This is a genomic window from Streptomyces sp. NPDC002566, assembly GCF_042889585.1.
Classification (GTDB): Bacteria; Actinomycetota; Actinomycetes; order Streptomycetales; family Streptomycetaceae; genus Streptomyces.
Window position 1 is genome coordinate 95,293 of record NZ_JBIARD010000006.1, and the last position, 23,427, is coordinate 118,719.

At 72.1% G+C, this 23,427-nt stretch carries 24 protein-coding genes and 1 tRNA gene; 16 read left to right on the plus strand and 9 right to left on the minus strand.

The window, feature by feature from the left end; all coding sequences use genetic code 11:
* Positions 1-14: 14 nt before the first annotated feature.
* Entirely contained in the window at positions 15-347 is a 333-nt protein-coding gene (locus ACFYXA_RS24580; RefSeq protein WP_389036364.1) for a hypothetical protein, read from the plus strand.
* 64 nt (positions 348-411) lie between these two features.
* Positions 412-555 (plus strand): hypothetical protein, encoded by a 144-nt coding sequence (locus tag ACFYXA_RS24585; protein ID WP_352252227.1) that lies wholly within the window; start codon positions 412-414, stop codon positions 553-555.
* A gap of 24 nt (positions 556-579) precedes the next feature.
* On the opposite strand, the gene ACFYXA_RS24590 is transcribed toward ACFYXA_RS24585, so the two are convergent.
* Positions 580-2,142, minus strand: a complete 1,563-nt coding sequence (locus ACFYXA_RS24590; RefSeq protein ID WP_389036367.1) for a helicase HerA-like domain-containing protein — start codon at positions 2,140-2,142, stop codon at positions 580-582.
* A 106-nt stretch (positions 2,143-2,248) separates the two neighbouring features.
* Between ACFYXA_RS24590 and ACFYXA_RS24595 the strand changes: the two genes are divergently transcribed.
* Positions 2,249-2,545, plus strand: a complete 297-nt coding sequence (locus ACFYXA_RS24595) for a type II toxin-antitoxin system VapB family antitoxin (RefSeq protein WP_004943146.1) — start codon at positions 2,249-2,251, stop codon at positions 2,543-2,545.
* 159 nt (positions 2,546-2,704) lie between these two features.
* Positions 2,705-3,337, plus strand: coding sequence for a LytR C-terminal domain-containing protein (locus ACFYXA_RS24600; RefSeq protein ID WP_352252242.1), 633 nt, complete (start codon positions 2,705-2,707; stop codon positions 3,335-3,337).
* Between the two features lie 71 nt (positions 3,338-3,408).
* Here ACFYXA_RS24600 and upp read toward each other — a convergent pair whose 3' ends face one another.
* Positions 3,409-4,044: a uracil phosphoribosyltransferase gene (gene upp / locus ACFYXA_RS24605; RefSeq protein ID WP_352252222.1), complete on the minus strand. Its 636-nt coding sequence runs from the start codon at positions 4,042-4,044 to the stop codon at positions 3,409-3,411.
* Positions 4,045-4,198: 154 nt separating this feature from the next.
* Between upp and ACFYXA_RS24610 the strand changes: the two genes are divergently transcribed.
* The 8 genes from ACFYXA_RS24610 (at position 4,199) to ACFYXA_RS24645 (ending at position 8,801) form a co-directional block, all read left to right on the plus strand.
* The gene (locus tag ACFYXA_RS24610) at positions 4,199-4,393 is read left to right on the plus strand and encodes a hypothetical protein (RefSeq protein WP_130439384.1); all 195 of its coding nucleotides are present in this window, start codon (positions 4,199-4,201) and stop codon (positions 4,391-4,393) included.
* 357 nt (positions 4,394-4,750) lie between these two features.
* Positions 4,751-5,272, plus strand: a complete 522-nt coding sequence (locus tag ACFYXA_RS24615; RefSeq protein ID WP_130439611.1) for a hypothetical protein — start codon at positions 4,751-4,753, stop codon at positions 5,270-5,272.
* A gap of 38 nt (positions 5,273-5,310) precedes the next feature.
* Complete coding sequence (tadA, locus tag ACFYXA_RS24620) at positions 5,311-5,742, plus strand: tRNA adenosine(34) deaminase TadA (RefSeq protein ID WP_130439382.1); 432 nt, start codon at positions 5,311-5,313, stop codon at positions 5,740-5,742.
* A gap of 67 nt (positions 5,743-5,809) precedes the next feature.
* Positions 5,810-5,894, plus strand: a tRNA-Ser gene (locus ACFYXA_RS24625).
* A gap of 85 nt (positions 5,895-5,979) precedes the next feature.
* Positions 5,980-6,156: a hypothetical protein gene (locus tag ACFYXA_RS24630; RefSeq protein ID WP_351338634.1), complete on the plus strand. Its 177-nt coding sequence runs from the start codon at positions 5,980-5,982 to the stop codon at positions 6,154-6,156.
* Positions 6,157-6,174: 18 nt separating this feature from the next.
* The gene (locus ACFYXA_RS24635) at positions 6,175-6,468 is read left to right on the plus strand and encodes a Dabb family protein (protein ID WP_130439356.1); all 294 of its coding nucleotides are present in this window, start codon (positions 6,175-6,177) and stop codon (positions 6,466-6,468) included.
* A 199-nt stretch (positions 6,469-6,667) separates the two neighbouring features.
* The gene (locus ACFYXA_RS24640; protein ID WP_130439605.1) at positions 6,668-7,543 is read left to right on the plus strand and encodes an RNA polymerase sigma factor SigF; all 876 of its coding nucleotides are present in this window, start codon (positions 6,668-6,670) and stop codon (positions 7,541-7,543) included.
* Positions 7,544-7,889: 346 nt separating this feature from the next.
* On the plus strand, positions 7,890-8,801 hold the full coding sequence (locus ACFYXA_RS24645; RefSeq protein ID WP_352252218.1) for an RNA polymerase sigma factor SigF: 912 nt from the start codon (positions 7,890-7,892) through the stop codon (positions 8,799-8,801).
* Positions 8,802-9,685: 884 nt separating this feature from the next.
* Here ACFYXA_RS24645 and ACFYXA_RS24650 read toward each other — a convergent pair.
* Complete coding sequence (locus ACFYXA_RS24650) at positions 9,686-9,883, minus strand: hypothetical protein (RefSeq protein WP_130439352.1); 198 nt, start codon at positions 9,881-9,883, stop codon at positions 9,686-9,688.
* Positions 9,884-10,124: 241 nt separating this feature from the next.
* Here ACFYXA_RS24650 and ACFYXA_RS24655 point away from each other — a divergent pair, with 241 nt between their 5' ends.
* From ACFYXA_RS24655 to ACFYXA_RS24670, 4 genes are all read left to right on the plus strand, one after another.
* The gene (locus ACFYXA_RS24655; protein WP_352252216.1) at positions 10,125-10,655 is read left to right on the plus strand and encodes a MarR family transcriptional regulator; all 531 of its coding nucleotides are present in this window, start codon (positions 10,125-10,127) and stop codon (positions 10,653-10,655) included.
* Between the two features lie 13 nt (positions 10,656-10,668).
* Positions 10,669-13,221 (plus strand): MFS transporter, encoded by a 2,553-nt coding sequence (locus ACFYXA_RS24660; protein WP_389036374.1) that lies wholly within the window; start codon positions 10,669-10,671, stop codon positions 13,219-13,221.
* A 112-nt stretch (positions 13,222-13,333) separates the two neighbouring features.
* A complete protein-coding gene (locus tag ACFYXA_RS24665; protein WP_389036377.1) occupies positions 13,334-14,155 on the plus strand; it encodes a YceI family protein in 822 nt (273 codons plus the stop codon).
* 48 nt (positions 14,156-14,203) lie between these two features.
* Entirely contained in the window at positions 14,204-14,674 is a 471-nt protein-coding gene (locus ACFYXA_RS24670; protein WP_389036380.1) for a PPOX class F420-dependent oxidoreductase, read from the plus strand.
* A 27-nt stretch (positions 14,675-14,701) separates the two neighbouring features.
* Here the strand turns inward: ACFYXA_RS24670 and ACFYXA_RS24675 are convergent, their stop codons facing one another.
* The 6 genes from ACFYXA_RS24675 to ACFYXA_RS24700 all read right to left on the minus strand — a co-directional run bounded on the left by ACFYXA_RS24675 (position 14,702) and on the right by ACFYXA_RS24700 (position 23,270).
* Complete coding sequence (locus tag ACFYXA_RS24675; RefSeq protein ID WP_389036383.1) at positions 14,702-15,463, minus strand: TetR/AcrR family transcriptional regulator; 762 nt, start codon at positions 15,461-15,463, stop codon at positions 14,702-14,704.
* A 93-nt stretch (positions 15,464-15,556) separates the two neighbouring features.
* Positions 15,557-17,059: an MFS transporter gene (locus ACFYXA_RS24680; protein ID WP_389036386.1), complete on the minus strand. Its 1,503-nt coding sequence runs from the start codon at positions 17,057-17,059 to the stop codon at positions 15,557-15,559.
* Positions 17,060-17,198: 139 nt separating this feature from the next.
* Complete coding sequence (locus ACFYXA_RS24685) at positions 17,199-19,436, minus strand: glycosyltransferase family 39 protein (RefSeq protein WP_352252204.1); 2,238 nt, start codon at positions 19,434-19,436, stop codon at positions 17,199-17,201.
* Positions 19,433-20,887 carry a glycosyltransferase gene (locus ACFYXA_RS24690; RefSeq protein ID WP_389036389.1) on the minus strand — a complete coding sequence of 485 codons (1,455 nt, stop codon included), beginning with the start codon at positions 20,885-20,887 and terminating at the stop codon, positions 19,433-19,435. The genes ACFYXA_RS24685 and ACFYXA_RS24690 overlap by 4 nt, the downstream gene beginning before the upstream one ends.
* A 14-nt stretch (positions 20,888-20,901) precedes the next feature.
* Positions 20,902-22,533 (minus strand): ATP-binding protein, encoded by a 1,632-nt coding sequence (locus tag ACFYXA_RS24695; RefSeq protein WP_389036392.1) that lies wholly within the window; start codon positions 22,531-22,533, stop codon positions 20,902-20,904.
* Positions 22,530-23,270, minus strand: coding sequence for a response regulator transcription factor (locus tag ACFYXA_RS24700; RefSeq protein ID WP_389036395.1), 741 nt, complete (start codon positions 23,268-23,270; stop codon positions 22,530-22,532). Before ACFYXA_RS24700 ends, ACFYXA_RS24695 begins: the two co-directional genes overlap by 4 nt.
* Positions 23,271-23,427: the final 157 nt, after the last annotated feature.

Consider the following 23,427-nt stretch of genomic DNA (forward strand, 5'->3'; position numbering starts at 1 on the left):
GCAGAGCACCTCCCATGAGCACCGCACGACGCCTTCCGGGCAGCCGCCGCTGGCTGCGGGTCCTCGTGCTGCTGCTCGCCGTCCTCGTGCCGGGCGCGGCCGCCGAGGCCGCCGCCGTCCCGGCGCTCCCCGCCGCGGTCGTCGAGAGCGCCGAGCACGACGGCTTCGACGCCGCCCCGCGTCCCCCGGCGGGCGGCGCCCACCGCGCCGTCGCGCCCGCCCGGCCCTCGTCCCGCCCGGCCCGGCCGCCCGCCGCTCCCCCGGGCCGCCTCCTGCCTCCCCGGGCCTGCCCGCCGTACGCCCTGGACGTGCCGGACGTCCTGCGCAGCGTCGTCCTGCGCTGCTGACCGGGACCGCTCCCGCGGAAAGCCCGTCAGCACCAGGTACGAACGAGGAACACAGGACCCAGCCATGCCTACAGACCCTTATGCCGTTCTGCGCGCCCTGCTGCGCGCGGAGGCGGCCCGCAGTGCGCCGAAGTCCAGGTCGACGATCAAGGACCGGGAGGAGTCGCGGCAGGTCCCGGAGGACCACCGGAGCGGCCGGGGCCGCTGACCCGGGGACGGGACGGAGGCGGGGTCACCGCCTCCGTCTCGCGGTGCCGAAGAGCGAACGGGTGATCTCCCGGCCGATCTGCGTGCCCACGGAACGCGCCAGGGACTTGAACACACCGCTGTGGACGACCTGTTCAGCGAGGGAAGGCTCGGGCTCGGCATGTCCGGCGTGGTCGGCGCGTCCGGCGGGCCTCCGGCTCTCGGCCATCGGACCGCCGGAGGGCCGGCCCGGCCTGCCGGGCGCCTCGGCCGGACCCCGCGCCGCCGCCAGCCGCTCGTAGGCCGACTCTCTGTCCACAGCCTGTGCATACCGCTCGAACAGCGCCGAGGCGCGCACCGCTGCGTCCAGGGCCGCCGCGTCGACCGGGCCCATCAGGGACGCCGGGGCGCGCAGCCTGGTCGCCGCGACCGGGGTGGGGGCGCCGTTCTCGTCGAGGACGGTGACCACCGCCTCGCCGGTGCCCAGACCGGTCAGCAGCTCCTCCAGGTCGTAGGCGGAGTCCGGGAACGTCTTCACCGTGGCCCGCAGGGCCTTCTGGTCGTCCGGGGTGAAGGCGCGCAGGGCGTGCTGGACGCGGTTGCCGAGCTGGGCCAGGACGTCCGCGGGCACGTCCTTCGGGGTCTGTGTGACGAAGAACACGCCGACTCCTTTCGAGCGAATGAGCCGGACGGTCCGCGTGAGGGCCTCCAGGAACGCGCGGGAGGCGCCGTCGAAGAGGAGGTGCGCCTCGTCGAAGAAGAAGACGAGCTTGGGCCGGTCGACGTCGCCGACTTCCGGCAGATCGTGGAAGAGGTCGGCCAGGAGCCACATCAGGAAGGTGGAGAAGAGCTGGGGCCGGTCCTGCACGGCGGGAAGTTCCAGCACGGAGACGATCCCGCGCCCGTCGTCCGCGGTGCGCAGCAACTCGCCCGTGTCGAACTCCGGTTCGCCGAAGAAGTCGGCCGCGCCCTGCGCCTCGAACACGGTGAGGGTCCGCAGGATCACCCCGGCGGTGGCCGGGGACACCCCGCCGACGTCCTTCAGCTCGCTCCTGCCCTCGTCGGAGGCGAGGAAGGCGACGACGGCCCGCAGGTCCTTGAGGTCGACCAGCTCCAGGCCCTTGCGGTCGGCGTAGTGGAAGATCAGGCCGAGCGACTGCTCCTGGGTGCGGTTGAGCTGGAGCACCTTGGCGAGCAGCACCGGCCCGAAGCTGGTGACGGTGGCCCGGACGGGGATGCCGTGGCCGAGACCGCCGAGGGCGTAGAACTCGGCGGGGAAGCCGGCCGGCGCCCACCGCTGACCGACCTCGGCGGAGCGGGAGGCCACCTTGGGATTCGGCGCGCCCGGCGCCGCGACGCCGGACAGGTCGCCTTTGACGTCCGCGAGGAAGACCGGCACGCCCTGCGCCGAGAGCTGCTCGGCGATGAGCTGGAGCGTCTTGGTCTTGCCGGTGCCGGTGGCGCCGGCGACGAGGCCGTGCCGGTTCAGCACGGCGAGGGGGACGCGGATCGGGGCGTCCGGCAGGCAGGCCCCGTCCCACAGGAGGGCGCCCAGGTCGAGGGCGGGACCGGTGAAGGCGTACCCGGCAGCGATCTCGCTGGCACTCATCGACGGCCCCTCGCTCCCGTTTCGCCCCCGTTCAGCTTGTTTTTTCCAGCGTCGCACTCGCCCGCCATGGCTGCGCCCGGAAGGTCTGGGCCGGTAGGCTTTCCGTGTGATCTTCAAGCGCATCGGAAACGGCCGGCCGTACCCCGACCACGGCCGGGAAAGCACCCGGCAGTGGGCGGACGTCGCGCCGCGCCCGGTCCGCCTCGATCAGCTGGTGACCACCAAGCAGCAGCTCGACCTGGAAACCCTGCTCGCCGAGGACTCCACGTTCTACGGCGACCTCTTCGCGCACGTCGTGAAGTGGCAGGGCGACCTGTACCTGGAGGACGGCCTCCACCGCGCCGTGCGGGCGGCCCTGCAACAGCGTCAGGTGCTGCACGCCCGGGTGCTCGAGCTGGACTGACGGCTCCGCCGGCGCGGCTGACTCCCTGTCGGGCGGCTGCGCCGGCCTTCGCGGATTGCCCCTTTCGGGTTCTCCTGCGGGGAGTCGAATGATCATCTAGTAGGCATGGCCGCCGCGGCGCACTACGCTGCGTTCATGAGCATGCTGACTCCCCCGGGCATGGGCGGCAAGTACCGGATCACGGGGGACAAGTACCCGCGTATGCGCCCGCCCCGGCGGCGGGGCCGGCTGGTCGTCGTGGTCGTCGCCTGTGGCGCCGTGCTGGGCGTCGGCGGCTGGGGGACGCTGCAGCTCATCGACGTCTTCACGGGCGGCGGAGGCACGGCCTCGACGGCGGGCTCCAAAGCCGGCTGCACCACCAAGGCGGCCAAGGCGAGCCCCGCGGCCGCCGCGTCGCCCGCCGTGCTGCCGGCGCCCGCGCAGATCACCGTGAACGTCTTCAACGCCACCACGCGCGGCGGCCTCGCCAAGACCACGGCGGACGAGCTGAAGAAGCGCGGCTTCAAGATCGGCCAGGTGGGCAACGCGAGCAACGAGTACGACAAGAAGGTCCCCGGGGCCGGTGTCCTGCTCGGCCCCGCGGCCTCCCTGAACACCTCGCTGCCGGTCCTCGCCACCCAGCTCGCCACGGCCGAGCGCCGCACCGACGCCGCCCGCAAGGGCCCGGCGATCGACCTGATCATCGGCAACGCCTTCACGGCCCTCACCGCCCAGCCGGAAGCCACCAGGGCCCTGACCGCCCTGACGGCCCCTCACCCCGCGGCGACGGCGACCACGAAGAAGCACTGCTAGGGCCGAGCCGCGAGTCCGCAAGGGGCCCGCTGGAGCTCGGCCCGGCAATGGCGGGGTGGCTCCCCGGAGGGTTACTCCGCCGCGCCGTACAGGCGGTCGCCCGCGTCGCCCAGGCCCGGGACGATGTAGCCCTGGTCGTTGAGGTGGTCGTCGACCGCCGCGGTGACCACCGTGACCGGGGTGCCGGCGAGGTCGCGCTCCATGACCGCCACGCCCTCGGGCGAGGCCAGCAGCACCACGGCCGTGACGTCGTCCGCGCCGCGCTTGATCAGCTCGTGGATCGCCGCGACCAGCGTGCCGCCGGTGGCCAGCATCGGGTCGAGCACGTACACCTGGCGGCCCGACAGGTCCTCCGGCATGCGCGTGGCGTAGGTGGAGGCCTGGAGCGTCTGCTCGTCACGGATCATGCCCATGAAGCCCACCTCGGCGGTCGGCAGCAGCCGCACCATGCCGTCCAGCATGCCGAGCCCGGCCCGCAGGATCGGCACCACCAGCGGACGCGGGTGGGACAGCTTGACGCCCGTGGTCTCGGCGACCGGCGTCACGATGTCGACCCGTTCGGTGCGCACGTCACGCGTGGCCTCGTAGGCGAGGAGGGTGACCAGCTCGTCGGCCAGACGGCGGAAGGTCGCGGAGTCGGTGCGCCGGTCGCGCAGGGTGGTGAGCTTGTGGGCGACCAGGGGGTGGTCGACGACGTGAAGACGCATGTCCACAACAGTAACCGGGCCCGGCCCGCCCACCGCCCGCCCGCCCGGCGAGCCCCGTGACGACCCCGTGACGGCAACCGCGGTGAGCCGTCCGCCCGCATCAACCGCCCTTCGGGGGGAAACCGGACTGGACGGACCGGGGTGGTGAACAGCAATGCATGACCTGCCTGACCAGAAGGCACGAGAAGCGGACGCGGCGCCGCTGACCGAGGCGCAGCGCCGTCGGCGGCGCGCCCAGTTCCTGCGCGAACTGGCCGAGGCCCGCGCGCTGCGCGACCGCGTCCAGCCGCGCCGCGCCAAGGTCGCCCGTCTGCGACACGCGATGCGCATGCGCACGTTCCGCTGGTAGCCCCGCCGGCCGCCCGCCCGTGGCCCGTACAGGGACGATCGTCCGCCCCCGGCGCGAAGATCGCCGGCGTCACGGGCGCCGCAGGGGGTGGTCGTGCGTGGGCCCACGGGAAACCCGCGTACGATCCGCTCGTGACGGCAACGAGTGCGCCGGTGGGTTGCTCGTGGACGGACGTGCGCGGACGCGCACGGACCCGCGATCAAAACGACCGGACACAGGGGGCGGAAGACGTCCCCTGAACGCCTTGTTTCTGCCACGATTCCGAGTGGGCGGGGCTCGGAGCACAGCTCTCTCCGCCCGTAACCTCCGCCGGGGGGACCCCCAACCGGCACGCCTATGACCAGTGGGAGAGTCACGGTGTACTTCGCCGCACTGCTCGCGCGCACCGAAGACGGGTGGGAAGCGAGCGACACAGAGCTCGACGATGTGGAGACCCTGTCGGATCTGGCCGACCTGGCCCGGGAAGCCTCTCCCGACGAGGACACGGTGCTCGTGCTGATCGAGCAGGAGGACTCCTGGTTCGGGGTCGTCCGCATCGACGGCGAGGAGGACCCTCGCATCTACGTCTCCGACGCCGCCGCCGCGGCCCGCAGTTCGTACGGCGAGATCCTGCTCACCGACGAACTGCTCGGCCGGGATTCCGACGCCGCCGACGACCTGGACGCCCTCGACCTCGACGGCACCGAGGACGGTGAGGACGACTCCGACGAGGACGACGGCTCCGCCGGCGAGGCGGTGCCGCACGGCCCGGTCGGCGACCCCGGCATCCTCGACGACCTCGGCGTCGGCGTGAAGGAGCTGAAGTCGCTGTCCTCGGACGCGCTCACCGAGATCGCCGAGGCCCTCGGCGCCTCGGAGGTCCTGGAGACCGTCCGCTGAGCGCACCCGACCCCGTGCGCGATCCCTGGCGGGCCGCCATGCGGCTCGCCCTGACGGAGGCCGCGCTGGCCGCCCGGGGCGGGGACGTCCCGGTCGGCGCCGTGGTGCTGGCCCCCGACGGCGTCACCGTCCTCGCGGCCGGTCACAACGAACGCGAGGCCGGCGGCGACCCGACGGCGCACGCGGAGGTCCTCGCCCTGCGGCGGGCGGCCGCCGAGACGGGCGAGTGGCGGCTGACCGGCTGCACGCTCGTCGTGACGCTGGAACCCTGCACGATGTGCGCGGGCGCGCTCGTGCAGTCCCGCGTGGACCGTGTCGTCTACGGCGCCCGCGACGACAAGGCGGGCGCGGCCGGCTCCCTCTGGGACGTCGTCCGCGACCGGCGGCTCAACCACCGGCCCGAGGTGATCGAAGGCGTCCTCGCCGACGAGTGCGCGGGCCTCCTCACGGAGTTCTTCCGCACCCGCTGACCTCAGCGGGCCCCGGCTGCGGATATCGATTTCGGAGCACGCCCCGGCGTGCTGTAAGGTCTCCCTCGGTAGCGTGTCCGAGCGGCCGAAGGAGCTCGCCTCGAAAGCGAGTGTGGCGCAAGTCACCGAGGGTTCAAATCCCTCCGCTACCGCTTGAGAAGGGCCCCGTCGTGAGACGGGGCCCTTCGTGCGATCATGTGCGCTCATTTAGCCATCAGTGTGACAGGGGAGGCCGCGGTGGCGGTGAACGCCAAGAAGATCGCCGTCTACGTGCTCGTGGTCTTCGCGCTGTACGTGATCATCACGGACCCGGCCAAGGCCGCCGACTACGTCCAGATAGGCTTCGAGGGCATATCGGACGCCGCCAAGGCCATCGGCGACTTCTTCACCTGGCTCGCCGACGGGGCGAAGTAGCACGCATCGGGAGTGCCCATGATCCGCCACCTGGTCCTCTTCAAGCTCCACGACGGCGTCCGGCGCGACGACCCCCGCGTGGTGGCGGGCGAGGCCGCCTTCCGGGCCCTGGGCGGCCAGATCGAGGAGCTTCGCTTCTGGGAACTGGGCTGGAACGTCAGCGAGCGCCCCGTCGCCTACGACTTCGCCATCAACTCGGCGGTGGAGGACGCGGACGCCCTGAAGCGGTACCTCGAGCACCCGGCCCACCAGGCGGGCGTCGCCCTGTGGCGGGAGTTCGCCACTTGGGTGGTCGCCGACTACGAGTTCTGAGCCGCGCGCCCGCGACCGGGCCGCAGGACCCAGGGAAGCCCTCCGCCGGAACGGCGGGGGGCTTTCACGTACGCCGGGCGGCCGGGTCACCCCTCAACTTGTCCCTCAACACGGCGTTATGGGGTGCTTGCACACAGTGCACATGTCTTGTGATGCTATGACCGCTTTTGACGGATGATTGACCGATGAAGAGGTGGCGTTGACCGTGTCGGCCAGTACTGCGCCGCCCCAGGTGGAGGCATCCGCCGCTCCGGCCCCCGACCCCGCCGCCCCCGATCCGGGCGCCGACCCGGCTCCCGTACCGGAGAAACGCCGGGGCGCCGACACCCGGGCGCTCACCCAGGTGCTCTTCGGCCAGCTGAAGGAGCTCTCCCCCGGCTCACCGGAGCACAACCGCGTGCGCGGGGCGCTCATCGAGGCGAACCTCCCGCTCGTGCGTTACGCGGCGGCCCGGTTCCGCTCCCGCAACGAGCCGATGGAGGACGTCGTCCAGGTCGGCACCATCGGCCTGATCAACGCCATCGACCGCTTCGATCCCGACCGCGGGGTGCAGTTCCCGACCTTCGCGATGCCGACGGTCGTCGGGGAGATCAAGCGGTACTTCCGCGACAACGTGCGCACCGTCCACGTCCCGCGCCGGCTGCACGAGTTGTGGGTGCAGGTCAACAGTGCCACGGAGGACCTGACCACCTGCTTCGGCCGCACGCCGACCACCGCCGAGATCGCCGAGCGGCTGCGGATCGGCGAGGACGAGGTGCTGTCCTGCATCGAGGCCGGGCGCTCGTACCACGCCACCTCCCTGGAGGCCGCGCAGGAGGGCGACGGACTGCCCGGACTGCTGGACCGCCTCGGCTACGAGGATCCCGCGCTGGACGGGGTGGAGCACCGCGACCTGGTCCGCCACCTCCTCGTCCAGCTCCCGGAGCGGGAGCAGCGCATCCTGCTGCTGCGCTACTACAGCAATCTGACCCAGTCCCAGATCAGCGCGGAGCTCGGGGTCTCCCAGATGCACGTGTCCCGGCTGCTGGCGCGCAGCTTCCAGCGGCTGCGCTCCGCGAACCGGATCGACGCCTGACCGGACGGGCGCCTGACCTGGCTACCGACGGAGTGAATCGGCGTCTGACGGACAGAAGACTGACGGACCGACACCCGACCGGACAAAGGATCGATCGGTCACCGTCCCGAGCGAATCGCTCACCAGGACGGATCCCGACAGATTTGCGCTGATACCCCGTCATACCCCCTGTTTCCAGGGCTGTTTCGTCACTCAGATGTCGACATGTCACTACAGCGTGTTGCCGACATGTGACATTCTGCGGGAAGAGCGTTTGCCGGGGCTTCGGCTCCGGTATTCAGGTGAAGGCCGACCTTCCTCTCCGGGAGCGTCAGCCGCGACCGTCCCGCGACCCAAAGGGGGTGGCATGTCCGCAGACCAGGGCAGCTCGAAGGTGCTCACGCTCACGCCGAGCGAAACCGCGCCCGCCGAGCCCGTCACGCCGGTCGAGCCCGACGTGCTCGACGACGTCACGGCCCTCGAGGCCGCGCCCGCCCCGGCCCTCCCGGCCACCGGGGCCCTCGACACCCGCACCCTGTCCCGCTCCCTGTTCCTGCGGCTCGCCGCCCTGGACGAGAACAGCCCCGAGCGCGCCTACGTCCGGGACACCCTCATCGAGCTCAACCTCCCGCTCGTGCGTTACGCGGCGGCCCGGTTCCGCTCCCGCAACGAGCCGATGGAGGACATCGTCCAGGTCGGCACCATCGGCCTGATCAAGGCGATCGACCGCTTCGACTGCGAACGCGGCGTGGAGTTCCCGACGTTCGCGATGCCGACGGTCGTCGGTGAGATCAAGCGCTTCTTCCGGGACACCTCGTGGTCGGTGCGCGTGCCGCGCCGGCTCCAGGAGCTGCGCCTGGCCCTCACCAAGGCCAGCGACGAGCTCTCCCAGAAGCTGGACCGGTCGCCCACGGTCGCCGAACTCGCCGCCGTGCTGGGCGTGTCCGAGGAGGACGTCGTCGACGGCCTCGCGGTCGGCAACGCGTACACGGCCTCCTCGCTGGACTCCCCGGCCCCCGAGGACGACGGCGGCGAGGGCTCCCTGGCCGACCGCCTCGGCTACGAGGACACGGCCCTGGAGGGCGTCGAGTACCGCGAGTCGCTGAAGCCGCTGCTGGCCAAGCTGCCGCCGCGCGAGCGCCGCATCATCATGCTGCGCTTCTTCGCGAACATGACGCAGTCGCAGATCGGCGAGGAGGTCGGCATCTCCCAGATGCACGTCTCCCGCCTCCTGACCCGCACGCTCTCCCAGCTGCGCGAGGGCCTGATCTCCGACTGACGCCTGTCCGACGGCTCAGACCGCGGAGGCGCGATGATCAGGGCGGCGTGAGCAACGCGCCGTCCGTATGCCACGACATGGCCGCCGGGGCGCCCTTGAGGACGCGTCGGCGGCCGTCGTCGTGCGCGGGGCGGTAGCGGCGGGGGATACCCGGCCCGCCGGGTGGGCAGGCGGGTGCGCCTGACCGGCGGTGCGATGCACGCGAGGGTGAAGTGCGGTGCCGCAGCGGGCGAAGAAGGCCCCGGCGGCGGGAGGAAGTCGTCGGCCGGGTGATATGACGTGGCCGCCGGGGTGCCTTGAGGGCGCGTCGTGCGGCCGTCGTCGTGCGGCCGTCGTCGTGCGGCCGTCGGGCGGGCAAGCGGGTGGGTCCTGCAGGCGGTGCGCTGCCTGCAGGGGGAGGTGCGTTACGGCAGCGGGCGGGAAAGGGCCCGCCCACCGGACGGCAGGCAGGTGGGCCCGACCGGCGGTGCGACACCTGTGAGGGCGAAGTGCCGTGCGGCAGCAGGCGGGGAAGACACCCCCGGCGGCGTGAGGAACGCGTCGGCCGGGTGGCATGACCTGCCCGCCAGGGTGCCTAGAGGGCGCGCCGACTGCCGTCGTTGCATGTGGGGCGGCACCGGACGGGGGACACCTAGGCCCGCCGGAGAGGCAGGCGGGCGCGCCCGGCCGACCGTGCGATGCCCGCGAGGGTGAAGTGCGGTGCCGCAGCGGGCGGGGAAAGGCCCGGCCCGCCGGGTGGGCGGGTGCGCCTCACCGGCGTGCGATGCCCGCAGGGATACGTGCGCGACGGCAGCGGGCAGGGATGCCCGGCCCGCCGGACGGCGGGTGGGTGCGTTCGGCCGGCGGTGCTATGTCTGCGAGGGGGAAGTTCCTTGCCGCGGGGGCTACTTGAGTGCCAGCCAGGCGACTGCCGCGACGATTGCCACCGCCACCACTACGCCCACGATCAGACCGATGCGGGGGCCGGCCGGAGCGGGGGCCTGGCGGGAGGACTGGGGTGCGCCCTCGTCGACGAACGCGCGGAACATCTGGGTGCTGCCGGCGGGGTCGTGGTTGCCCTGGGGGCCCTGGGTGTTAGCCATGCCCCGAGACCCTAGCGAAAACGCCGGTGCCGCCCCAAGTGGGGCCCCTTCCAGGGGTCCTCGCTCGGACCCCTGTGCAGTCTCCCCACGGGACCCGGCCCGGCTCCGAGCCGCCCACCTGCGCGTTTACTGCCGCAATACTTGCCTTTGCCAAGTTTTTGCGGCCCTGGCCACCTATTTATTTGCCTGTAGCAACCAAGCGCTCCTATGGTTGCCCTAAGCAACAAACACGGGAGGTGTGATGGCCGAGCAGGCGCAGTACGCGCAGTATGCGGAACTCGCACGCCAGCTCAGCGGCGTGGGCGCCGTGAAGCGGGACCTCGGGCGGATCCTGCCCGCCGACTGCTCCGCGGGTTCCGCGGCGGTGCTGACGCTGCTCGGACGCCACGGCGACCTCCGGATGAGCGCGCTCGCCGAGCTGCTCGCCGTCGACATGTCGGTGACCAGCAGGCACGCCGCGCACCTCGCCGAGCGGGGCTGGATCGAACGCTCCCCCGACCCCGCCGACAAGCGCTCCCGCATCCTGCGCCTGACCCCCGAGGGCACCGCGATGCTCCTCGAACTGTCCCGCCGCAGCACCGACCTCCTGGCGGAGCGGCTGAGCGACTGGACCGAGGACGAGGTGGGCCAGCTGATCCTGCTGATGACCCGCCTGCGCGCCAGCTTCGGCGACTGCCGTACGACAGCGCACCGGCCGCCGCCCGCACCTCCCTCGCCCCCTCCCGTTCCCGGGAGCGAACCGACCACCCGTACACCCGCACAAGCGACGTAAGAGAAGGAAGCCCATGGCAACGACCACACCAGCCGGTGTGCGGGCGCACGCGAAGCACGCCGGAGGGCACGGCGACGACGCCCCGATGACGCACCGGCAGATCATGGAGGCCCTCTCGGGCCTGCTGCTCGGGATGTTCGTGGCGATCCTGTCGTCCACGATCGTCTCCAACGCCCTCCCGGAGATCATCGGCGACCTCGGCGGCGGCCAGTCCGCCTACACCTGGGTCGTCACCGCCACACTGCTGGCGATGACCGCGGCGACCCCCCTGTGGGGCAAGCTCGCCGACCTGTACAACAAGAAGGCGCTCGTCCAGATAGCGCTGGTCATCTATGTGCTCGGCTCGATGGCCGCCGGTCTCTCGCAGAACTCCGGCATGCTGATCGCCTGCCGCGTGGTGCAGGGCGTCGGCGTCGGCGGCCTGTCCGCCCTCGCGCAGATCGTGATGGCCGCGATGATCTCCCCGCGTGAGCGCGGGCGCTACTCCGGCTACCTCGGCGCGACGTTCGCGGTCGCGACCGTCGGCGGCCCGCTGCTCGGCGGCGTCATCACCGACACCAGCTGGCTCGGCTGGCGCTGGTGCTTCTACGTCGGCGTGCCCTTCGCCGTCATCGCCCTGATCGTGCTGCAGAAGACCCTGCACCTGCCGGTCGTGAAGCGGGACGTCAAGGTCGACTGGGCCGGCGCGTTCTTCATCTCGGCGGCCGTCTCGCTGCTGCTCGTCTGGATCACCTTCGCGGGCGACAAGTACGACTGGCTGTCCTGGCAGACATACGCGATGGTCGCGGGCGCGGTCGTGCTGGCGCTGGTCTTCCTGCTCGTGGAGTCCAAGGCCAGCGAGCCGATCATCCCGCTGCGCCTCTTCCGCAACCGCACCATCACCCTGTCGTCGATCGCCTCCCTGTTCGTGGGCGTCGCGATGTTCTCCGGCACGGTGTTCTTCGCCCAGTACTTCCAGCTGGCCCGGGACGAGTCCCCCACCATGTCCGGCGTGCTGACCATCCCCATGATCGGCGGCCTGTTCGTCTCCTCGACGGTCTCCGGCCAGCTCATCACCCGCACCGGCAAGTGGAAGGCCTGGCTGGTCGGCGGCGGCGTCCTCATCACGGCCGGCCTCGGTCTGCTGGGCACGATCCGCTACGACACCGACTACTGGAAGACCGCCGTCTTCATGGCGCTGCTGGGTCTGGGCATCGGCATGATGATGCAGAACCTGGTGCTGTCCACGCAGAACCAGGTCGACCCGGGCGACCTCGGCGCCGCCAGCTCCACCGTCACCTTCTTCCGCTCCCTCGGCGGTGCGATGGGCGTCTCCGCGCTGGGCGCCGTCATGGCCCACCGGATCACCGACTACGCCCAGGACGGCATCGCCGACCTCGGCCCCCGGTACGCCTCCCTCGCCTCCGGCGCCGGCTCCACCGGCGAGATCCCGGACATGGACAAGCTGCCCGCGCCGCTGCGCACGGTGATGGAGAGCGCGTACGGCCACGGCATCGCCGACGTCTTCCTGATCGCGTCCGTGCTGGCGCTGCTCGCCTTCCTCATCACGCTGTTCATCAAGGAGGTCCCGCTGCGGACCAAGGGCGCGCTGGCGCAGGCGGCTGCCGGAGCCACGGAGGAGACCGCCCCCGCGCAGACCGACACCGCGCAGACCGACACCGCCGTCGAGACCCCGGCCGGGTCCGTCGCCGAGGAGAAGGTCCCGAGCTGGGCCGTCGCCGACGGCGAGAGCGACGGCACGGCGAACGCCACCGAGCCGATCCCGGCCGTCGCCGGCGCTGCCGAGGACACCGCCGGCACCGGTGCGACCATCCCCGTCCACGGTCACGTCCGCGGCGCGGAGAACACGCCCGTCCCCCGGGCCGCCGTCACGCTGATCTCCCTCGCGGGCCGGCAGCTCGGCAGGTCGGTCGCCCAGGCCGACGGCTCCTACGCGCTGGACGCGCCGGGCGCGGGCTCGTACGTCCTGATCGCCTCCGCCGACGGGTTCCAGCCGCAGGCGTCCACCGTCGTCGTGAACGGCGACCCGGTCGCGTACGACATCGTGCTCAGCGGCACCAGCGGACTGCGCGGTGTCGTGCGGGCCGCGGTGACCGGGGAGCCGGTCGAGTCGGCGATGGTGATCGTGACCGACGTGCGCGGGGACCTGCTGGCCACCGGCACCACCGGTGAGCAGGGCGACTTCTCCTTCGCCGAGCTGGTGCCGGGCGCCGTGACCGTCGCGGTGAACGCCGCCGGATTCCGGCCGCGCGCCCTGCCCGTCGAGATCGGCGTCACCGGGGTGACCCGTACGGAGGTCGTCCTCGACGCCGGGGCACGGCTCCGGGGCGTCGTGCGGGCGCCGCACGGTCCGCTGGCGGACGCGCGCGTCACCCTCGTCGACGCGGCGGGCAACGTGGCCGGCACGGCCACCACCGGCGACGACGGTGCGTACGCCTTCACCGACCTCGACGGCGGCGAGTACACGGTCATCGCGACCGGTTACCCGCCGGCGGCCACCTCGCTCACCTTGAGCGGCCCGGGCGTCGACGACCACGACATCGAGCTCGCCCACCCGGGCGAGTAACGGGTCCGTCCCCCTTCGGGACCGACCAGAACGACCGGAACGAGCAGGACACACGGCCCGTGGCGGGGCGATCCCCCGCCACGGGCCGTTCCTTCAGGAGGAGTTGCCCGAGATGGGACTGACCGCCAGGATCCGCACCAGGGACGGATGGGCCGTGTCGCACGCGATCGTCACGGTGACCGACATGGCGGGCACGCAGGTGCTGCGCGCCGAGGCCGACCCCGAGGGCGTCGTACGGGACACGACGGCGCTGGCCCCCGGGGCGTACACGGTGATCGTGACCGCGGTCGGGTACGCGCCCGTCGCCTCCAGCGCCCTCGTCACGGCGAGCGGACGGGCCGAGGTGGGCACGGTGACGCTCGCCCGGCAGGGCGGGGCCGAACTGCCGCCGCCCGGCCCGTGGACCGTCGACCCGGCGCACTCCGCGGTCGGCGCGGTCGCCCAGCACCTGGGGATCTCCAGCGTGCGCGGCCGGTTCACCGACTTCTCGGCGCGGGTGGAGATCGCCCCGCACGACGTCACCGAGTCCCGCGTGGAGGCCGTGATCCGGGCCGCCTCCATCGACACCGGCAACAGCATGCGCGACACCCACCTGCGCTCCGCCGACTTCCTGGACGTGGAGACGTACCCGGAGATCACCTACCGCTCGACCGGGCTGACGGCCGCCGGTCCCGACCGCTGGACGGTCCACGGCGACCTCACCCTGCGCGGGATCGTCCGCCCCGTCGACCTCGACCTCGCCTACCTCGGCACCGGCGCCGACCCGTGGGGCGGCACCCGCGCGGCCTTCCGCGCCACCGCCGACCTCGACCGCGAGGACTTCGCCATGAACTACAACCAGATCCTCCAGGCCGGCATCGCGGCCATCGGCACCACCCTGAAGGTGGAGCTGGACGTGCAGGCCGTCCAGGGCGCGTCGCTGCCGCAGGCGTAGGACCGACAGGGTCAGGCTCCCGGCCCCCGCTGCGCCTACGCTGACGGCATGGTACCGAACATCGCGACCAACACCTCCGTCACCCTCGACGAGCTGCTGGACTTCGTACGTCCCCGGCACCGCGCGATCCTGCTGACCAGGCGGGCCGACGGCAGCCCCCAGGGGTCGCCGCTGACCTGCGGCGTCGACGACTCGGGCCGGATCGTCGTCTCCACGTACCCGGAGCGGGCCAAGACGCGCAACGCCAAGCGGGACGAGCGGGTGAGCCTGATCGTGCTCAGCGACGAATGGAACGGACCCTGGGTCCAGATCGACGGCACCGCCGAGGTCATCGACTCGCCGGACTCCGTCGAGCCGCTGGTGGAGTACTTCCGCAACATCTCCGGCGAGCACCCGGACTGGGACGAGTACAAGGCGGCGATGGTCAAGCAGGGCAAGTCGATCATCCGGGTCACTCCGCAGAAGTGGGGACCGGTCGCCACCGGAGGCTTCCCGGCACGACTGGCGCCGGAGCAGTAGCGGGGGCGGAGCCCTCAGTCGCGGCCCTCAGTCTCGGTCCACCATCGCCTCGATGCCCGCGACCAACAGGTCCAGGGCGAAGGTGAAGTCGCGGTCCAGCATCTCCGCGACCGTGTCGCCGCCCCGGGCCGCCATGATGTCCTTCGACTGCTCCACCATCTCGGCCGCCTCCGGCGCCCGGCTCACCGATGCCATGGCGTTGTGGAAGTACTCGTCCGCGCTCATGCCGGTGTCCGCCGCCCGGCCGAGGAAGTGGCTCTCGATCGTGCCGTAGCCGTACACGAACTGGAAGACGGCCGAGATCGCGCCGGTGATGCGGTGGGCGGCGAGTCCGGTGCCGCGGACGACCTGCTGGACCGTCCGGGAGAACGCCAGGGAGTTCGGCCCGATGTTCAGGTACCGCCCGGCCAGCGGGGACAGCCAGGGGTGGCGGACCAGCAGCGTGCGGTATCTGGTGGCCAGCGTGCGCAGCTGCCCGCGCCAGTCCTCGCCCGCGGCGTCCGGGTCGGGCAGCTCCATCTCGCCGAAGGCCGCGTCCAGGGCGAGTTCGAGGAGGTCGTCCTTGGTGTCGACGTACCAGTACACCGACATCGCCGTCACGTTCAGCTCGGACGCCAGCCGCCGCATGGAGAACTTGTCCAGTCCCTCGGCGTCCAGCAGCCGCACGGTGGCCTCGATGATGCGGTCCCGGTCCAGTCCGGAGGGCTGCCCGCCGCCGCGACGCCGGTGCGCCTTGCCCTCCAGCCAGACACTGGTCCGCGCCGCCTTCCCGGCATCGGCCTTCGCCATGGGGGCAACCTTCCGACGTCGCTGTTCCTGGGGAGAATGCTAGGGCGTGCCGCGAACGGCACCTCCGCCCCGTATCCCCTGGTCCCACCCCTGTCACTCCGGCGGAGCCGCCCGCTCCGCCCGGCGCAGCAGCGCCGCCGCGACCAGACCGCCCAGGAGGACGGCGACCGCCCCCACCAACTGGCTGGTCTCCAGCCCGGAGGCGAACGCGTCGGCGATCCGCTCCCGCTCCCCCGCCCCGTCCGCCGCGGCCAGCGCCGCCGGCAGCGACGCCGCGGACACCGCCACCAGGGACGCGAAGCGGGAGTTGAGCACGGCGCCCAGGACCGCGACGCCGAGCCCGTTGCCGAACTCGGCGAGCGTGCCGTTGATCCCCGCCCCGACGCCCGCCTTCTCCGGCGGGATCGCGCTCATGATGGCGTTGGCCATCGCCGGCATCGACAGCGCCACGCCCGCGCCCATGACGACCAGCCCGAGCAGCGTCCCGCCGTACCCGTGCCCGCCGAGCAGCGCGATCGCCGCCAGCCCGGCCGACACCAGCGTCATGCCGAGCGCGATGGCGGCCGGCGTGCCGGCCCTCAGCACGAGTTTCGCCCCGACGCCGGTGAAGTTGAGGACGACGACCGTCAGCGCCAGCGGCGCGGTCCGCAGCCCGGCGTCCAGCGGCTCGTAGCCGAGCACGAACTGCAGGTGCTGGGTGAGCAGGAACAGCGAGCCCGTCATGCCGAACGCCACCAGGATCGCGCCCGCGACCGCGCCGACGAACCTCTGGTCGCGGAAGAAGTGCATGTCCAGCATCGGGTGCTCGGTGCGCAGCTCCCACAGCACGAAGAGACCCAGTACGACCGTCCCGGCCGCCGCCGGGACCAGCACCCGCGCCGAGGTCCAGCCGTGCTCGGGGCCGGTGATGATGGCGTACACGACGGCCGTCATCCCGACGGTCGACAGCACCGCGCCGACCAGGTCGGGCCGGTCGCCGGCCTTGTGCCTGGACTCCGGTACCAGCGCGGCGACCGCGATCAGGCCGAGCAGGGCGACCGGGATGTTGATCAGGAAGATCGCGCCCCACCAGAAGTGGTTCAGCATCACCCCGCCGATCAGCGGCCCGGCCGCGAAACCGAGCGAACTGACCGTCGACCACAGCGCGATGGCCTTCACCCGCTCCTGGTCGTCGAAGATCTGCACGACGACGGCCAGGGTCGTCGTCATCAGCAGCGCGCCGCCGACGCCCATGCCGGCGCGGGCCGCGATCAGCTGGGCCGGGCTCTGCGACAGCCCGGCCGCCAGCGAGCCCAGGCCGAAGACGGCGAGGCCCGACATCAGCATCAGCTTGCGGCCGTAGCGGTCGGCGGCGTTGCCCGCCGTGAGCAGCAGGCCGGACTGGACCAGGGAGTAGGCGTTCATCATCCACTGCACGTCGGCGGTGGTCGCGTCCATCTCGCGGGTGAGCGAGGGGATCGCCACGTTGAGGATGGTGTTGTCGAGCAGCACGGTGAGCTGCGCGAGGCAGATGACGCCGAGGATCAGCCAGCGCTGGGGGTGACCGGTGGTCGTGGTCTCGGGGGGCGGGGCGGTTTCCTGGGGAGACGTGGTCATGTTGTACACCGTAGAACGGCTCTCGTACGGTGTACAACGCGGTATTAGGGCGCCGGGGTTTCCGGGGTTTCCGGGCACGGGGAAGGGCGGTGACCTGAGGCCACCGCCCTTCGCCGTGTCGTGCGCGTTTCCCGCGGGGTCAGCCGCTCGCCTTCTGCGTCAGGTCGTAGAAGGTGGCCGAACCCACCGTGACCTGCTTGAAGTTGGCCTGCACCCATGCGGTGATCTGGGCGGACGTGCCGTTGTCGCTGCCGCTGCCGCGCATGCCGCCGCCTGAGCCGCCGGAGATGAAGTAGTGGATCTTTCCGTCGGTCACGTACTGCTTGAACTGGGCCAGTGTCGGGGACGGGTCGGTGCCGTTGAAGCCGCCGATAGCCATCACCGGGTCGCCGGTGGAGAGCTGGTAACTCGCGGCGTTCTGGGCGCCGATGGCCGCCGCGACCCAGGTGTGGTCGCCCGCGTCGGTCTCCAGCAGCTTCTTCGCCTCGTCGGAGACGCTGGCGCCGTTGATCAGGCCGCCCATACCGCCACCGCCCATACCGCCCATACGGCCGCCGGTGCCGTTCTGCTGGTTCTGCGAGCCGTTCTGCTGGTTCTGCTGGCCCGGCATTGCGCCGCCGAAGCCGCCGAAGCCGCCGCCGGGGAAGCCGTTGCCGTTCTGCTGACCCTGCTGGCCCTGCTGCCCGTTCTGCTGCCCCTGCTGGTTCTGGCCGTTCTGGCCCCCGCCGGGGAACCCGCCCATCCCGCGCCCGCCGCCGGGGAAGCCCCCGCCGCCCGGGCCGCCGCGACCGCCCGCTACCGCCGGGCCGGCGGTGACGATCGAGCCGGTGTGGCCCTCGTTCACCGTGGTCAGCGTGTACGCCGTCGGACCCGCCAGCGCCGCGGCGACGCCGAGGCCGGCGACGCCCAGGGCCAGCCCGCGCCCCAGCCTGCTGACGAAGATCAGGCCGAGCGCCGCGGTCAGGCCGCCCACCAGCACGAGCCACTTCAACCAGGGCAGGTAGTCGGAGGAGCGGTTGAGCAGGACGTAACCCCACACCGCGGTGGCCGTCGTCGCGCCCGCCAGGCTCAGCGACGCCCACGCCCTGCCCCGAAGCTCCCACAGCGTGACCGCGCCCATGCCGATCAGCGGCGCGACGTAGGGGGCGAGGGCGACGGTGTAGTACTCGTGGAAGATCCCCTGCATGTAGCTGAAGACCACCATCGTGATCAGCAGCGCGCCGCCCCACACCAGGAACGAACCGCGGGTGACGGACGTCCGCCGGGCCCTGCCCGTGGCCACCAGGCCCGCGACGAGCAGGATCAGCGCGGCCGGGATCAGCCAGGAGATCTGGCCGCCGATGCCGGAGCCGAACAGCCGGTCCCATCCGGTCTCGCCCCAGTTGCCGCCGCCGTTGCCGCCGCCACCGCCGCCGACGCTGCCGGTCTCCTCGCCGTTGAGGCGGCCGAGACCGTTGTAACCGAAGGTCAGCTCCAGGAACGAGTTGTTCTGCGAGCCGCCGATGTACGGGCGGGAGGAGGCGGGCCACAGCTCGACGATCGCGACCCACCAGCCGCCGGACAGCACCAGCGCGCCCGTCGCCGCGGCCAGCTGTCCGAACCGCTTCCTCACGCTCACCGGCGCGCAGACCGCGTACACGACCGCCAGCGGCGGCAGGATCAGGAAGGCCTGGAGGGTCTTGGCGAGGAACGCGAAGCCGATCGCGGCCCCGGCCCACATCAGCCACTTCGTCCGGCCGTCCTCCAGGGCGCGGATCACGAAGTAGCAGGCCACGGCCATCAGCAGGGCGAGCATCGCGTCCGGGTTGTTGAACCGGAACATCAGCGCGGCCACGGGGGTGAGCGCGAGCACGGCGCCCGCGATCAGGCCGGCCGCGGCGCTGAACCGGCGGCGCACCGCCGCGTACACCACGGCGACCGTGCCGACGCCCATGAGGACCTCGGGGGCCAGGATCGCCCAGGAGCTCAGGCCGAAGATCCTCACGGACAGCGCCATCGGCCACAGGGAGGCCGGCGGCTTGTCGACGGTGATGGCGTTCGCCGCGTCCAGGGAGCCGAAGAAGAAGGCCTTCCAGGACTGGCTGCCGGCCTGCACGGCCGCGGAGTAGAACGAGTTGGCGTAACCGGAGGCGCTGAGGCCGTAGAGGTAGAGGACGAGCGTGGCGGCCAGCAGGCCGAGGAAGGCGGGGCGGGCCCAGCGGGGGTCCTCGGGGCGGCCGCGCCACAGTCTGCGCACGAAGGGCTGCTTCGGCTCACCCGACTCGGGGGCCGGGACGAGCGGTTCGCGTCCGGCGTCCGCGGCGTTCTCCCCCGCGGGCGTCTCCGGCGGACTCCAGGCGGTGGTCGCGGTCGTCGTCGGGTCGAGGTGCGTGGTCATCGGGCGTCCCCCGGGTCGGTGTCGTGGGGGCGTACCGGCTGGAGTCGCATGGTGGCGTCAGCGGCATCTCCCCGGGTGCCGTCCGCGGCTTCGCCGGGGCGGAACCGGGTGGCGGGGTCGTACGGGCCCCGCGGGCCGTGCGAGCCACGCGGGTCGTACGGGTCGTCGTGCCGGACGGAACCCGCGGCCGGCGTCGGCTGGGCGTCGTCCCCCCGCCGGTCGGCGAACACCCACGCGCGGAGGAGCAGGAAGCGCAGGACCGTCGCCGCGAGGTTGGCGGCGACCAGGACCGCCAGTTCGGTGGAGTGCGCGGGGTCGGAGGTCGCCGCGTTCAGGGCGAGGAGCGAACCGCTGGTCAGCGCGAGGCCGATGCCGAAGACGACCAGCCCCTGCGCCTGGTGGCGGACGGCGCCGCCCGGGCCGCGCACTCCGAAGGTGAGCCGGCGGTTGGCGGCCGTGTTGGCGATCGCCGACACCAGCAGGGCGAGCGCGTTCGCGGTCTGGGAGCCGGCGAACAGCCGGAAGCCGCTGTAGAGCAGCAGGTAGAACAGCGTGGAGAGGCCGCCGACGACGCAGAAGCCGACGAGCTGGCGGGTCAGGCCCTTGGGTACGTCCATGATGTCGCGGTCGCGGGGGTCGTCGCCGAACGGCCTGGTCAGCCGGTCCAGGGGGAGCGAACCGGTGGCCAGGGCCTTCCCTACGCGCCATACCCCCTTCAGGTCGTCGGTCGCCGTCTTGACGATGTGCACCGTGGAGTCCGGGTCGTCGACCCAGTCGACCGGCACCTCGTGGATACGCAGTCCGGCCCGCTCGGCGAGCACCAGCATCTCAGTGTCGAAGAACCAGCCGGTGTCTTCCACCAGGGGGAGCAGGATCCGGGCGACGTCACGGCGGATCGCCTTGAAGCCGCACTGGGCGTCGGAGAAGCGGGCCTGGAGCGAGCCGCGCAGGATCAGGTTGTAGGAGCGGGAGATGAACTCCCGCTTCGCGCCGCGCACCACGCGTGAGCTGCGGGAGAGCCGGGAGCCGATCGCCAGGTCGGAGTGGCCGGAGATGAGCGGCGCCACCAGCGGCAGCAGCGCGTTGAGGTCGGTGGACAGGTCGACGTCCATGTACGCGAGGATCGGGGCGTCCGAGGCGGACCAGACGGTCCGCAGCGCACGGCCGCGGCCCTTCTGCGCCAGCCGGAAGGACCTCACCTCGGGGATCCGCGTCTCCAGCAGTCGCGCCACGTCGGGTGTGGCGTCCGTGGACGCGTTGTCCGCGATCGTGATGCGGAAGGAGTAGGGGAACGTCCGCGTCAGGTGGTCGTGCAGTCTCCGGACGCACGGCTGGAGGTCCTTCTCCTCGTTGTAGACGGGGATCACTACGTCCAGGACAGGCGTACCGGCGGTGGCGGCCGGGAGGTGCTCCCGCGCCGGCAGGGTGCCGGGAGAAGGGTCGGTTCGCATGGGGACGACTTTCGTCAGGCGCCCTGTCGCACCCGTGTGCCGGCCCTGTGCTGGTCCTGTGAGTCCAGTTGCCAGTTCGTTTCGGGCGCCGGCTGGGGCAGGGCGGGGCCGAGGGCGGGCAGGTGCAGGGTGAAGACGGTCCGGCCGGGCACGCTGTCGACGGTCACGGCGCCGCCGTGCGCGGCCGCCACGGCCTGCACGATGGCGAGGCCCAGACCGGTCGAGCCGGAGGCGCGCGAGCGTGAGGAGTCGCCGCGGGCGAACCGTTCGAAGACGTGCGGGAGAAGGTCCGGCGGGATGCCCTGGCCGTCGTCCTGGACGTCCACGCACAGCCAGGGACCGCGCCGCCGCACGCGTGCGGTGACGGTCGTGCCGGGCGGGGTGTGCGTGCGGGCGTTGGCGAGGAGGTTGACCAGCACCTGCTGAAGGCGGGCGGAGTCCGCCGACACCATGGCCGGCTCGTCGGGCAGGTCGAGCCGCCAGATGTGCTCGCGGCCCGCTGCACGGGCGTCGCTGACGGTGTCGATGACGAGGGGGACGAGGTCGGTCTGCTCGAACTGCAGCGGGCGGCCCGCGTCGAGGCGGGCCAGCAGGAGGAGGTCCTCGACGAGGAGGGTCATGCGTCCGGCCTCGGACTCGATGCGGCCCAGCGCGTGCCGGGTGTCGGGGCCGACCTGCTCGCGTCCGCGGCGGGTGAGTTCGGCGTAGCCGCGGATGGAGGCGAGCGGGGTGCGCAGTTCGTGGCTGGCGTCCGCGACGAACTGCCTCACCCGCGTCTCGCTCTCCTGACGCGCGTGCAGCGCGCCGTGGACGTGGTTCAGCATCCGGTTGAGCGCCGCGCCGACCTGCCCGACCTCGGTGTGCGGATCGGTCTCCGACTCCGGGACCCGCTCACTGAGGTTGACCTCGCCAGTGTGCAGGGGCAGTTCGGAGACGCGGGTGGCGGTGGCGGCGACCTTGCGGAGGGGGCGGGTGGCCACGCCGACCATGACGGTGCCCGCGAGGCCGGCCGCGATGAGTCCGGCGGCGGTGAGGCTGATCTCGACGAGGATCAGGGTGTTGATGGTGTTGTCGACGTCCTTGGTGGGGATGGCGACGTAGTAGCCGGAGTCGTCGTTCCACGCGTACCTGACGCGGTACGAGCCGAGGCCAGGGAGTTCCGCCGTGTGCGGCTTTCCGTCCCGGGAGACGGAGCTGAGCGCCTTGACCTGGTCCGCGTCGAGGTTCGCGGCGGTCATGGTGAAGGCGTTGGCGGGCGCCACACCCCGCTTGGCCTCGGTGACGGAGCCGTCGACGACCTTGGCCGCGATCGTTCCGGGGAGCTGCGGTCCCTTGGTGACGAAGTCGGAGAGGTCGGTCACCTTCGGCCTGACCTGCTGCGTGGGCGTGCCGGCGGTGTCCGTGAGCCGGCCGGGCAGCCCCCCGAAGCCGCGCGGCGCCACCCGTGCCGCGGCCTCGGCGAGCCGCCCGTTGAGCTGGCCGTAGAGATGGTCCCGCAGCACGATCGTGGTGACGGTGCCGATGACCGCGCAGACCACGGCGATCAGGGTGACGGAGACGACGACGAGCCGCGTCCGCAGGGTGCGCGGCTGCCCGGTCCGTCTCTTCGCCGTCCTCTGCTTGCGCGGTCGCCGCCGCCCGCTCATGACGCGGCGGGCTTGATCAGGTATCCCGCGCCACGCCGGGTGTGGATCATCGGCTCGCGTCCCGCGTCTATCTTGCGCCGCAGGTAGGAGATGTACAGCTCGACCACGTTGGCCTGCCCGCCGAAGTCGTACGACCACACGCGGTCCAGGATCTGCGCCTTGCTGAGCACGCGCCGCGGGTTGCGCATCAGGAAGCGCAGCAGCTCGAACTCGGTGGCGGTCAGGTGGATGTCCGCGCCGGCGCGGGAGACCTCGTGGCTGTCCTCGTCGAGGGTGAGGTCCCCGACGACGAGCATGGAGTCGGAGCGGCGGTCGGCGGCGCCGGAACGGCGGATGAGCCCGCGCAGCCGCGCCACGACCTCTTCGAGGGAGAACGGCTTGGTGACGTAGTCGTCGCCGCCCGCGGTGAGGCCCGCGATCCGGTCCTCGACCGCGTCCTTGGCGGTCAGGAACAGCACCGGGACGTCCGGCAGCTCACGCCGCAGCCGGCCCAGCACGGTCAGACCGTCCATGTCGGGCAGCATCATGTCGAGGACGACCGCGTCCGGCCGGAACTCCCGGGCGGCCTGGACGGCGCCGGTGCCGTCGCCGGCGCTGCGGATCTGCCAGCCCTCGTAGCGCAGGGCCATGGACAGCAGCTCGGTGATCGACAACTCGTCGTCCACCACAAGCACTCGGACGGGGCTCCCGTCCGGCCTCAGCAGTTCGGTGCGCCCCTGGGGCGAGGTCGTGGTCATACGGCACACGATCTCGAGGGGCTCTGAGAGCACGCTTTCGGCTGTCTGTGATTTCCCTGAGAAACGCACAGCCGGCTCTCAGCCGAGCCGCCGGCGCGGGGCGGAAGGCACGCCTGTGTCCCCTTTCCTCCCCCTGGGTGGGCGCCGGAAGTCATGG

Bases quoted from the DNA above. Each gene is read 5' to 3' on its own strand.
- ACFYXA_RS24590 (WP_389036367.1), bottom strand. From the start codon at position 2,142: ATGAGTGCCAGCGAGATCGCTGCCGGGTACGCCTTCACCGGTCCCGCC.
- ACFYXA_RS24610 (WP_130439384.1), top strand. From the start codon at position 4,199: ATGCATGACCTGCCTGACCAGAAGGCACGAGAAGCGGACGCGGCGCCG.
- ACFYXA_RS24660 (WP_389036374.1), top strand. From the start codon at position 10,669: ATGGCAACGACCACACCAGCCGGTGTGCGGGCGCACGCGAAGCACGCC.
- ACFYXA_RS24690 (WP_389036389.1), bottom strand. From the start codon at position 20,887: ATGCGAACCGACCCTTCTCCCGGCACCCTGCCGGCGCGGGAGCACCTC.
- ACFYXA_RS24680 (WP_389036386.1), bottom strand. From the start codon at position 17,059: ATGACCACGTCTCCCCAGGAAACCGCCCCGCCCCCCGAGACCACGACC.
- tadA (WP_130439382.1), top strand. From the start codon at position 5,311: ATGCGGCTCGCCCTGACGGAGGCCGCGCTGGCCGCCCGGGGCGGGGAC.
- ACFYXA_RS24645 (WP_352252218.1), top strand. From the start codon at position 7,890: ATGTCCGCAGACCAGGGCAGCTCGAAGGTGCTCACGCTCACGCCGAGC.
- ACFYXA_RS24635 (WP_130439356.1), top strand. From the start codon at position 6,175: ATGATCCGCCACCTGGTCCTCTTCAAGCTCCACGACGGCGTCCGGCGC.
- ACFYXA_RS24600 (WP_352252242.1), top strand. From the start codon at position 2,705: ATGGGCGGCAAGTACCGGATCACGGGGGACAAGTACCCGCGTATGCGC.
- upp (WP_352252222.1), bottom strand. From the start codon at position 4,044: ATGCGTCTTCACGTCGTCGACCACCCCCTGGTCGCCCACAAGCTCACC.
- ACFYXA_RS24650 (WP_130439352.1), bottom strand. From the start codon at position 9,883: ATGGCTAACACCCAGGGCCCCCAGGGCAACCACGACCCCGCCGGCAGC.
- ACFYXA_RS24670 (WP_389036380.1), top strand. From the start codon at position 14,204: ATGGTACCGAACATCGCGACCAACACCTCCGTCACCCTCGACGAGCTG.
- ACFYXA_RS24695 (WP_389036392.1), bottom strand. From the start codon at position 22,533: ATGAGCGGGCGGCGGCGACCGCGCAAGCAGAGGACGGCGAAGAGACGG.
- ACFYXA_RS24655 (WP_352252216.1), top strand. From the start codon at position 10,125: ATGGCCGAGCAGGCGCAGTACGCGCAGTATGCGGAACTCGCACGCCAG.
- ACFYXA_RS24665 (WP_389036377.1), top strand. From the start codon at position 13,334: ATGGGACTGACCGCCAGGATCCGCACCAGGGACGGATGGGCCGTGTCG.
- ACFYXA_RS24700 (WP_389036395.1), bottom strand. From the start codon at position 23,270: ATGACCACGACCTCGCCCCAGGGGCGCACCGAACTGCTGAGGCCGGAC.
- ACFYXA_RS24585 (WP_352252227.1), top strand. From the start codon at position 412: ATGCCTACAGACCCTTATGCCGTTCTGCGCGCCCTGCTGCGCGCGGAG.
- ACFYXA_RS24685 (WP_352252204.1), bottom strand. From the start codon at position 19,436: ATGACCACGCACCTCGACCCGACGACGACCGCGACCACCGCCTGGAGT.
- ACFYXA_RS24580 (WP_389036364.1), top strand. From the start codon at position 15: ATGAGCACCGCACGACGCCTTCCGGGCAGCCGCCGCTGGCTGCGGGTC.
- ACFYXA_RS24675 (WP_389036383.1), bottom strand. From the start codon at position 15,463: ATGGCGAAGGCCGATGCCGGGAAGGCGGCGCGGACCAGTGTCTGGCTG.